Source organism: Duganella levis, assembly GCF_009857605.1.
Lineage (GTDB): Bacteria > Pseudomonadota > Gammaproteobacteria > Burkholderiales > Burkholderiaceae_D > Rugamonas > Rugamonas levis.
This window is the reverse complement of record NZ_WWCT01000010.1, coordinates 178,190-188,025: the sequence shown is the minus strand read 5'-3', so window position 1 is coordinate 188,025 and position 9,836 is coordinate 178,190. Positions and strand designations below refer to the sequence as shown.

General features: G+C 63.6%; 9 protein-coding genes and 1 pseudogene. 1 reads left to right on the top strand and 9 read right to left on the bottom strand.

All coding sequences use genetic code 11. The annotated features are described in order from the left end of the window. The 6 genes and pseudogenes from GTP69_RS14505 to GTP69_RS14480 all read right to left on the bottom strand — a co-directional run. Positions 1-640, bottom strand: a pseudogene (locus tag GTP69_RS14505) (STAS domain-containing protein); the annotation flags it as partial. 117 nt (positions 641-757) lie between these two features. After that, on the bottom strand, positions 758-1,204 hold the full coding sequence (dksA, locus tag GTP69_RS14500; RefSeq protein ID WP_110846272.1) for an RNA polymerase-binding protein DksA: 447 nt from the start codon (positions 1,202-1,204) through the stop codon (positions 758-760). Between the two features lie 94 nt (positions 1,205-1,298). Beyond that, positions 1,299-2,351 (bottom strand): CobW family GTP-binding protein, encoded by a 1,053-nt coding sequence (locus GTP69_RS14495; protein ID WP_161055526.1) that lies wholly within the window; start codon positions 2,349-2,351, stop codon positions 1,299-1,301. A 105-nt stretch (positions 2,352-2,456) separates the two neighbouring features. Further along, a complete protein-coding gene (locus tag GTP69_RS14490; RefSeq protein WP_161055525.1) occupies positions 2,457-3,392 on the bottom strand; it encodes a tyrosine recombinase XerC in 936 nt (311 codons plus the stop codon). Between the two features lie 8 nt (positions 3,393-3,400). Next, positions 3,401-4,069, bottom strand: a complete 669-nt coding sequence (locus GTP69_RS14485; protein ID WP_161055524.1) for a DUF484 family protein — start codon at positions 4,067-4,069, stop codon at positions 3,401-3,403. A 113-nt stretch (positions 4,070-4,182) separates the two neighbouring features. Then, the gene (locus GTP69_RS14480; protein ID WP_161055523.1) at positions 4,183-5,247 is read right to left on the bottom strand and encodes a porin; all 1,065 of its coding nucleotides are present in this window, start codon (positions 5,245-5,247) and stop codon (positions 4,183-4,185) included. Between the two features lie 390 nt (positions 5,248-5,637). Between GTP69_RS14480 and GTP69_RS14475 the strand changes: the two genes are divergently transcribed. Continuing rightward, positions 5,638-7,071: a tetratricopeptide repeat protein gene (locus GTP69_RS14475; protein ID WP_161055522.1), complete on the top strand. Its 1,434-nt coding sequence runs from the start codon at positions 5,638-5,640 to the stop codon at positions 7,069-7,071. A gap of 5 nt (positions 7,072-7,076) precedes the next feature. On the opposite strand, the gene dapF is transcribed toward GTP69_RS14475, so the two are convergent. The 3 genes from dapF to GTP69_RS14460 are packed head-to-tail and all read right to left on the bottom strand — an operon-like array spanning position 7,077 to position 9,674. After that, complete coding sequence (dapF, locus tag GTP69_RS14470; RefSeq protein WP_161055521.1) at positions 7,077-7,940, bottom strand: diaminopimelate epimerase; 864 nt, start codon at positions 7,938-7,940, stop codon at positions 7,077-7,079. A gap of 7 nt (positions 7,941-7,947) precedes the next feature. Next, a complete protein-coding gene (locus GTP69_RS14465; protein WP_161055520.1) occupies positions 7,948-8,826 on the bottom strand; it encodes an LpxL/LpxP family acyltransferase in 879 nt (292 codons plus the stop codon). Further along, complete coding sequence (locus GTP69_RS14460) at positions 8,823-9,674, bottom strand: lysophospholipid acyltransferase family protein (RefSeq protein ID WP_161055519.1); 852 nt, start codon at positions 9,672-9,674, stop codon at positions 8,823-8,825. The genes GTP69_RS14465 and GTP69_RS14460 overlap by 4 nt, the downstream gene beginning before the upstream one ends. Positions 9,675-9,836: the final 162 nt, after the last annotated feature.

Genomic DNA, 9,836 nt, shown 5'->3' with positions numbered 1-9,836 from the left:
CGCTGTGGCGGTCCAGCATGCCGGACAGCGCGGCGGTCGGCGTCAGGCCGGCCCAGCCGGGCGATGCGGCTGCCAGCACGGCCGGCGCCTGCCATGGCGGCGGCGAGGTTTCAAAGGTGCTGGCGTAGTCGATCGACAGGTTGTCGAAGGCGTCGTGCTGGCCGCTGACCTGGTACAGGTCGAACAGCATCCACCAGGCGTTGCGGTCGCTATTGGGGCGGCTGTTGTCGGCCACCGCCGCCAGCAGCATCTGCTGCGCCACGGCGGCCTGGCCGTTGGCGTACAGGATGGCGATTTCTTCCACCGCCGGTGCGTTGTCGTCGGCGGCCGCCAGCGGCAGTTCGTCGCTCAGCAGCAGGGTGGTGGGGAAGTCGCCGAGTTCGTCATCGCCGGCGCTGGCGGCTGGCGCCGGGCGGACCGGCCGCTGGCTGCCCCACGCCGGTTCCGGCAGGTTGAAGATGTCGGCTTCCATCGCCGACTCGATGGCGTCGATCTTCATGGCGGTGGCGCGGGCGATTTCGCGCTGGCGCGCTTGCTGGTGTTGACGCTCCAGTTCGCTATTCGCGGCCAGTCGCGCCTGCTCGTCGTCGGTGAGCGGCGGCAGCGTGTCGGTTTTCTTGAAAAGAGAGAACAATCCCATCGCCATAGTGTAGCCGGAAGCGTCGCGCTTGCCGCATTACAGGTCGGAGGGGAAATGAAAATTTACGTAAAAAAAGCACGCGGTGTCAGGCGCGTGCTTCCTTGGTGTGCGGCGGAATTAATCGCCGTACAATTTTTGCTTCAGTTCACGACGCTGTTGCGCTTCCAGCGACAGGGTAGCAGTCGGACGGGCGATCAGGCGTGGAATGCCGATCGGTTCGCCGGTTTCTTCGCACCAGCCGTAGTCGTTGGCGTCGATCGCGGCGATCGATTGCTGCACTTTTTTCAGCAGCTTGCGTTCGCGGTCACGGGTGCGCAGTTCCAGCGCGTGTTCTTCTTCGATGGTGGCGCGGTCAGCCGGATCCGGCACCAGCACGGTTTCGCGCAGGTGTTCGGTGGTTTCGCCGGCGTTTTTCAGCAGCTCTTTTTCCAGCTGTTGCAGCTTGGCCTTAAAGAAAGCCATTTGCGCTGGGTTCATATAGTCCTTGTCATCCATCTTCAGAATTTCTTCTTCGGTCAGGATGCGCTCGGCGGCGGCGGGGGTCGATTTATTAGTTTTGGTCATAACTTCGCTTACCTTCGATACGACAGAGTTTTCAATCAAATTAATCAGCCCGAATTTTGTGGCTTTTTAGCCATCCCCACAAAACCGGGATAGTTTATACCAGACATTGTTCTAAACCGCTAATAAAGATGTCTTTGGGCAGATTTTTCCCGATAAATACCATTTTGCTGCCACGAACGTCGTTTTCACCCCATTTCGCGCCGAGATCGCTGCCCATGATTTGGTGCACGCCCTGGAATACCACCTTGCGGTCGGCATCCTGCATGAACAATACGCCTTTGTAGCGCAGCATGCGAGGACCGTAGACATTCACCAGGCCGCCGAGGAACTCGTCCAGCTTGGCCGTGTCGAACGGGCGCGTGCTTTTGAAGACGAACGCGGCGATGTCGTCGGTGTGGTGGCTGTGGTGGTGATCGTGGTCATGGCCGTGATCGTGATGATGGTGATCGTGGCCGCAGTGTTCGTCGTGGACGTGGCCGTCTTCATGCACCTGGTCGGTCAGCAGGAAGTCCGGGTCCAGTTCCAGCTTGTCGTTGAGGTTGAAGCCTTTCAGATCCAGCACCTCGGCAATCGGCGCGCGGCCGAAGTCGGACTTGCTGATCGGCGCGCGCGGGTTGATGCGCGCCAGGCGGGCGGTCAGCGTCGCCAGTTCTTCGTCGCTCACCAGATCGGTCTTGGACAGCAGGATCTTGTCGGCGAAACCGACCTGGCGCTGGGCTTCTTCGTGCTGGTCCAACTGGTCCATGGCGTGGCGGGCGTCCACCACGGTGACCACTGCGTCCAGCATGTAGTTAGCGCCCACTTCCTCGTCAACGAAGAAGGTCTGCGCCACCGGACCAGGATTGGCCAGACCGGTGGTCTCGATCACCACGCGGTCGAACTGGATTTCGCCAGCGTCGCGCTTCTGCGCCAGGTTGCTGAGCGCCACGATCAGGTCGCCGCGCACGGTGCAGCAGATGCAGCCGTTGTTCATTTCAACGATTTGCTCGCCGGTATCCCGCACCAGGATTTCGTTGTCGATATTTTCCTCGCCGAATTCGTTCTCGATCACGGCGATGCGCATGCCGTGATCTTCTTGCAAGATGCGGTTGAGCAGCGTGGTCTTGCCGGCGCCGAGGAAGCCGGTCAGGATGGTGGTTGGGATCATGGTGGTTGTCTTTAATTCAAAATGCGGAAATGCAATCGGCTGATTATGCCGGAATTCTGCGGCGGCTAGCAATTCGTCCAATTGAGCAATATCAGCACGCGTGTACTACTTCACCTTGGCGCGCGGGTGGGCCTTGTCGTAGACCTCGGCCAGATGCTGGAAATCCAGCGCCGTGTAGACCTGCGTCGAGCTGATGCTGGAGTGGCCCAGCATTTCCTGCACCGCCCGCAAGTCGCCCGACGATTGCAGCACGTGCGAGGCAAACGAGTGGCGCAGCATGTGCGGATGGACGTGCACCGGCGCGCCGTTGGCCACGCCGTGGGTATGCAGCCGCTGCTGGATCACGCGCGGCGAGACGCGGCTGCCGCGCGTGCTGAGGAACAGCGCGTCGCTGCCATCTGACGGCGCCGGCCGCACCGCCAGCCAGGCGTGCAACGCGGCCAGCGCGGCGCTGCCGACCGGCACCGTGCGGCGCTTGTTGCCCTTGCCGGTGACCAGCACTTCGCGGTTGTCGAGGTCGACCCAGCCGAGGCTGTCCTTGTGCGGCGTCCGGTCGAGTCCGGCCAGTTCCGAGACCCGCAGGCCGCTGGAATACAGCAGCTCGAACATGGCGCGGTTGCACAGGTCGGCCGGTTCGGCGCCATTGCCGGCCGCCGGCCGCGCTGGCGCCACCAGTTGCACGGCATCGTCCACCGACAGCGCGCGCGGCAGCGTCCTGGCGCGTTTGGGGGCGCGCACGCCCTGCACCGGGTTGGCAGCCAGCGGGATTTGTTCGCCCAGCCAGTTGAAAAAGCCGCGCCAGCTGGACAGCTTGCGGGCAATCGAACGGGGATCGAGTTCTTGCGCGTGCAGTTTGGCGGTCAGCCGGCGCACCGCGTGGTGGTCCAGCTGCGGCCAGCCGGTGGCGCCGGTCAGCGTCACCAGCTCTTGCAGGTCGCGGGCGTAGGCGGCGCAGGTGTGCGGCGACAACTGGCGCACACCCTTGAGCTGGGCGATATAGGCGTCGATCCAGGCCAGCTTGCTGTCTGGAGCGTCGCTCATGGGGCTGCTCAGGCCAGCAGCCAGGCCAGCGCGGTGCTGGAGGTCTCGCCGATGTGGACCAGGAAGTCGGTGGCCATCAGCGCGGTGAAGCGGTTGGCGTCCTGCGAACCCATGATCAGCAGGCCGAACGCCTGTTTGTCGCCCGGCTTGCGCAGCGGGATGATGACGGTCGACACCACGGTCGATGGATCGTCCAGCCAGCGCACCGCTTCAAAGTCCTTGTTGGCGCCGCAGTACGGGGCCAGCAGGCTGTTGGCGAAGATGCGCGCGTCTTCCGACACGCCCTTGACGAACCACTCGTCGGCGTAATCCGGCGCCGCGCCCCAGATGCGCACGGTCACCTGCGGCACCTCGAAGCTGTTTTTCAGGCCGCTGGTGACGGAGTGCGGCATCGAGCCGACATCTTCCGACTGCAGCAGCACCTGGGTCCAGCGGTGGAACTTGTTGGCGATGGCTTCGTTTTCCGACGCCAGGCGCATCAGGTTGCTCATGCGCAGTTCCAGCGTTTTGTATTTGTCGCGCAACACTTCCATCTGGCGTTCCTGCAGCGAGACGGCGCGGCCCGTCAGCGGACTGGCCAGTTTGATTTCACCCAGCAAGTCGGCGTGTTCTTCGAAGAATTGCGGGTGGTCGGTCAGGTATTGCGCGACGAGTGTGGAATCCAGTGGGGCGGTCATGAGGTACTTTGTAGGCGAGGTTGGTGTGCAATTTTAAACGAAAAAAAACGGGCATGGTGGACCCATGCCCGTGATTCCCCAACTCGCACCGGCAGTTCTGCGACTGCGTCCGCTCAGAAGTTGTGGTGAATACCGACGCTGTAGAAATTGAAGGTGGTGGTGGCGGTCGCTTTGCGGCGCGTGCCGTCCACGTACAGATAGGTGCGCGGCGACAGGTTGTAGTCGTAGCCGAGCGAGAATTGCTTGGTTTTGGCGATGGTCGGGACGTTGAGCGCATTGTCCGGCGTCTTGCGGCCGATACCGGCGCGCACCAGGCCGAGGCCGATGTTGTAGTTGGCGCCGATCATCCAGGCCTTGGTGATCGGATTGATCGGCAGGCTGTAGTCCTGGTCCTGGCGCTGGTAGGTGGCCATCAGCTTGAGGTCGTTGATCGGCTTGAACGAGGCGCCGACCGACCACAGCTTGGTGGCCACGGCGTTGCGCTCATAGGCGCCGTAGGCGGCGAACGGCCCCTGGGTGACGGTGGCGCTGACCGAGTACGGATACTTGGCCGCCATGCTGTTGGCGGGGAATTGCGGCGCGGTGGCGGTGCCGCGGCCGATGATGATCGGGTTGTTGTTGGCCTCGCGGCTGGCCACGGTGACGTTCAGCTGGAAGATATTGCCGATCACCGGGGTGTTGTAGAACACGGCGTTGGAGAAGCGGTTCAGCGAGTTGCCGGCCACGCTCATCGGATCGCTGGTGTAGCCGGCCACTTGCAGGTCGGTCTGGTAGCCGGCCACGGCCGGCATGCCGGACCATGGTTCGAAGGCGGTGCTGGTTTCCTGGAACGCCGTCAGCGCGCGGCCGAAGCGCAGCGTGCCGAAGTCGCCTTGCAGGCCGACCCGGCTCTGGCCCTGGAACAGCGGACGCACGGTGTTTTCGATGACGCCGGTGTCGGGTTCGTAGCGGATTTCCAGCTGGAACAGGGCTTTCAGGCCGTTGCCGAGGTCTTCCACGCCACGGAAGCCCAGCTTGTTGTTGTCGCGCTTGCCGACTGCGGTCACGTCAGTATCGGTACGGCGCGACATGCCGGCGTCCAGCGTGCCGTAGATGCTGACGGATGATTGCGCATATGCCCCCGAGGTCACGCCCATGAGCACACCCGAGAGAGCCAGAGCCACCAGAGTTTTTTTCATTTTTTATTCCTTTATAAGTGTAGTTCTCATCCCCGCTGCTGCATGACCGGTTGTTTAAACCTTAATGGCTGCTTGGCCCGGTGGCGCTGGAATGGTCGATTGGGACGGCTTGTTTTGGTCGAAAGCCGCGCAAGGCCGGCTTCTTGTTGTATTTTTGAAACGCTTGTCAGCCGCGTCATTTGGCCCGTATCGGACAACATTTGCTTTCAGCCGGGCATCAAACAGTTCTAGCGTACAGGCGAGGGTGGGGGGCGCCGCTTGTGGCAAATCAAGCGCCCACGCATATTGTTTTAGCGTGTGGCGCAGATGGCACGCTACACTAGGATACAAATGGCGCCGCAGATAACACAGTGGCGCATCCCACTTCGATGACATGCATAACAAGAGACAATGGCAAATCGAGAAGAGTTAGGGATCATCAGGGGCGCCCGCGCCGGAGACGCGGACTGCCAACTGGCGCTGGGCAAGCTGTATCTGTTCGGTGGCGCCAGCCTGCCGCTTAACGTGCCGACCGCGCTGCACTGGCTGGCGCGCGCCGCGCGCCAGGAGCGCGACGACGCCTGGCGTCTGATCGGCAACCACATCCCGTTTGAAATCGCCCGCAATGCGCTGCCGGAGGTGCTGTGCTGGTATCAACGTGCCAGTGACGCCGGCAGCGCGGCGGCGGCGCTGGTGCTGGCGCAGTTCCAGCAGCAGACGGCGCCGCCGGCCAGCGCGCCGTTGCGCCACAAGCCCTTGCCCGAGCGCGGCGTCCGTCCTGCCGTGCTGCGTCCTGCGGCCTTGCCGAAAGCGAGCGGCGACCTGGCCTTGACGGCGGAACAGGCGGCGCAACTCGATCAACTGTGGCGCCACCATCACGCGGCATTTCTGCAACAGGCGCGGCCCTTGCTGGGGCCGTTGCTGGCGCGCGCGCCGGCCGACGCCGAAGCGGCGCGCATGGCCGAGTGGCAAGCGGGGCCGCAGATGCTGGGCTTGCTGGCGCGCTGCGCCGAACTGCTGCCACCGGACGGTGTCGACGCCGAATTGCAGCATTGCCGCGAACTGGCGGCCTATGGTGGCGAGCGCAACGCCCAGCTGGCGCTGGGACTGTGGTTCGCGCGCATGGACAGTGACGGCAGGCGCCAGAGCCAGGGCATCGCCGCCGTCAACTTCAAGCGCGCCATCCGCTGGCTGACGCTGGCCGGCGAACAAGGGCTGGCGGAAGCGTGGTTCGCGCTGTCGCGCATCTACCTGAAACCGGAATTTTCGCAGCGCTGCGTGGCCGAGGCGCAAGGCTATCTGGAGCGCGCCGCCGACATGGGCCACTGCGCCGCGCAGATGGAATGCGGCATGTACGCCTGGCGCAATCGCCGCACCGACGCGCACAGCGATGTGCGCGCGGCCTACTGGCTGCAAAAGGCCGCCGCCCAGGGCTGCGCCGGGGCGGAAGCGGCGCTGCAACGGGTGGCGGCCGCGCCGAGGGAAGCGGACTGGATGAGCAGTGTCATCACCTGTTTAACGCGGGAATTGTCGGAGAGCCAGCCGCTGCTGGCGGCGCGGCTGGAGCTGGCCGCGCTGTTCGGCTTGAGCCGGGCGGAAGCGTTGCTGCTGGATGTGAAAGCGGCCGATCACGGCCATTGCCTGGTGGTGGATATCCGCGCCAGCTACGGCCGCAGCAAGCGCCGGCTGGTGCTGCTGCGCACTGCGCGCGAGCGGCAGGCGCTGGACCGCATCGTGCGCCTGTTCGAGTCCATCGACAGCGGGCCGGATGGGCTGGAAGGCAATTACCGCCAGCGCCTGTACCGGCTCAAGACCTGGCTGCCGGATGACTTGATGGCAGCCTAGCTGTTTTAAATCTCGATTTCGCCTTCAAACACGGTCACGGCCGGACCGGTCAGGAATACCGGCTGGCCTTCGCCGGCCCAGCTGATCGACAACTGGCCGCCGCGCGCATCGACGCGCACCGGGCTGTCCAGCAAGCCGCGACGGATGCCGGCCACGGCCGCCGCACAGGCGCCGGTGCCGCAGGCCAGCGTCTCGCCGACGCCACGTTCAAACACGCGCAGCTTCACATGCTGGCGATCAAGCACCTGCATGAAGCCGGCGTTGACGCGATTCGGGAAGCGGCTGTGATGCTCGATCAGCGGACCGGTCAGTTCCACTGGCGCGGTCTCGACATCGTCGACTACCTGTACCGCATGCGGATTGCCCATCGATACCGCCGAAATCAGCACGCTCTCGCGCGTGCCGCCCAGTTCCAGCACCAGCGGCCACAGCGTATCGTCGCCCTGCTTTTCGCCGTGCAGGCCATCGGCGTCGAACGGCACGCGGCCCGGCTCCAGCACAGGCGCACCCATGTCGACCGTGATGCTGCCGTTGGCTTCCAGGCGCGGCACGATCACGCCGGCCTTGGTCTGCACGGTGATCGATTGCTTGTCGGTCAGCCCCTTTTCCGACACGAACTTGACGAAGGCGCGCGAGCCGTTGCCGCATTGCTCCACTTCGCCGCCATCGGCGTTGAAGATGCGATAGCGGAAATCGCAACCGGCATCGGTCGGCTTTTCCACCAGCAGGATCTGGTCGGCGCCGACGCCGAAGCGGCGATCGCCCAGCAGCTGCCACTGCGCCGGCGTGAAGTCGATCTGCTGGGTGACGCCGTCGATGACGACGAAGTCATTGCCGGCGCCGTGCATTTTGGTGAATTTGAGTTTCATGGCTAGCTTATTTTTTGCTGTACAGCGAAGGCTCGCCGTCAGGGCGGGTCTTGAAGCGTTTGTGGGTCCAGAAATATTCGGCCGGGGCTTCGCGCACGCGTTCCTCGATGAACTCATTCATGCGGCGGGTGGCGGCCACCATATCCTCGCCGGGATAATTGTCCCACACTGGATAGAATTTGACACGCCATCCCTGATAATTCGGCAGGAAGGTAGCGATCACCGGCATCACCTGCGCGCCGGTGGTGGCGGCAATGCGGGCGGTGGCGGTCAGCGTGGCGGCCTGGATGCCGAAGAAGGGCACGAACTCGGCATCCTTCTCGCCGAAATCCATGTCCGGCAGCATGAAGTAGGGCAGCTTGTCGCGCAGCGCGCGCAGGATCGGCTTGATGCCATCCTGGCGGGTGAACAGCTTGACCGGCTTGAAGCGGGCGCGGCCGGCGCGCAGCACCTGGTCGAAGGCGGCGTTCTTCTGCGTCACGTACATCGACGAGGCGGAGGCTTCCATGGCAATCGCGGCGCCGGCCACGTCCAGGCAGACGAAGTGCGGGCACAGCAGGATGGTCGGCTTGGCGGTCATCTCGGCCACCGGGATCACGCCGTTGGGCTCGATCTGGATCAGGCGCCTCAGGCGCGCTTCCGGCGCCCACCACAAAATCGCCCGTTCCCACACGCTGCGCGAGTAGGCCTGAAAGTGGCGGCGGGCGATATCGATCCGCTCGTCTTCGGTCAGTTCCGGCATGGTCAGGCGCAGATTGGTCAGCGCGATATGACGGCGCGAACGCAGCGTCGCAAACAACAGGCTGCCGATGGCGGCGCCAAAGCGTCCCAGCAGCGGCAGCGGCAGCCAGTGCAGCAGCCACATCAATCCCAACATCAGTTTCATGCGTGTTCTCCCGCCACCGGTGCAGCGACGCCGTGCGGCACCTTGTAGCGGTTGTAGCTCCAGTAATATTGCGACGGATTGCGGGCGATCAGGCGCTCCATGGCGTGGTTGATCGCTTGCGCCTGGGCGGCGCTGTCGCCGTCCAGGGTGCCGTCAAAGGGCACGAAGCGTACCACATAGCCGCGCCCGCCCGGCAGGCGCTCGGCGTAGGTGATGATGACGGTGGCGTTGCCGAGCAGGGCCAGCTTGGCCGGCAGGGTCATGCTGTAGGCGTTGCGGCCGAAGAAGGTGGCCCACACGCCTTCGCCTTCCTGCGGCACCTGGTCGGGCAGCACGCCGACCGGCTGGCCTTTCTTGAGGAATTTGGCCAGCATGCGCACGCCGGACGTGGTGGCCGGCGCCAGCAGCAAATTCTTGCGCGCGCGCGCGCCTTCGATCAGCGGCTTGAGTGCCTCTTTTTTGGGAGGGCGGTACATCACCATCAGTTCAGTGCGCAGGGCGATTTCCTGTGCCACAATCTCGAAGCAGCCCAGGTGCGGCGTCATGAAGACGATGCCGCGACCAGCGTCGAGCTCGGTTTGCACCAGCGCCCAGTTTTCCAGCGTGGCGTGGCGCGACACGCGGGCCGGATCGGCGCACCAGATGAAGGGCAGTTCGAACATGCTTTTGCCCGCTTCGGCAACGGCGGCCGGCAGGTACTGGCTATAGCCGGCTTGCGCCAGGTTGTCGCGCATGCGGCGGCGATAGGACGGCGAGGCCCAGTACACCAGCCAGCCCAGCGCGGCGCCGGCCGCATGCAGCGCGGACAAGGGGAAGATCGATAAAAAACGAAAAAGTGGAACCAGCATCGGAAAATTGCCCTGTATCGAAAGCAAGCTTTTTTAAAAAAGCGTAAAATACCACGTTAAGCAGTAACCGCTGAGTTAATGACAACTTGCGACGCGGGATATAAATATCGCTAAAGCGTCGCAAGCCGTGTTGGTATGCGACCGTATTATTCACACCATATC

Bases quoted from the DNA above. Each gene is read 5' to 3' on its own strand.
- dksA (WP_110846272.1), bottom strand. From the start codon at position 1,204: ATGACCAAAACTAATAAATCGACCCCCGCCGCCGCCGAGCGCATCCTG.
- GTP69_RS14495 (WP_161055526.1), bottom strand. From the start codon at position 2,351: ATGATCCCAACCACCATCCTGACCGGCTTCCTCGGCGCCGGCAAGACC.
- GTP69_RS14490 (WP_161055525.1), bottom strand. From the start codon at position 3,392: ATGAGCGACGCTCCAGACAGCAAGCTGGCCTGGATCGACGCCTATATC.
- GTP69_RS14485 (WP_161055524.1), bottom strand. From the start codon at position 4,069: ATGACCGCCCCACTGGATTCCACACTCGTCGCGCAATACCTGACCGAC.
- GTP69_RS14480 (WP_161055523.1), bottom strand. From the start codon at position 5,247: ATGAAAAAAACTCTGGTGGCTCTGGCTCTCTCGGGTGTGCTCATGGGC.
- GTP69_RS14475 (WP_161055522.1), top strand. From the start codon at position 5,638: ATGGCAAATCGAGAAGAGTTAGGGATCATCAGGGGCGCCCGCGCCGGA.
- dapF (WP_161055521.1), bottom strand. From the start codon at position 7,940: ATGAAACTCAAATTCACCAAAATGCACGGCGCCGGCAATGACTTCGTC.
- GTP69_RS14465 (WP_161055520.1), bottom strand. From the start codon at position 8,826: ATGAAACTGATGTTGGGATTGATGTGGCTGCTGCACTGGCTGCCGCTG.
- GTP69_RS14460 (WP_161055519.1), bottom strand. From the start codon at position 9,674: ATGCTGGTTCCACTTTTTCGTTTTTTATCGATCTTCCCCTTGTCCGCG.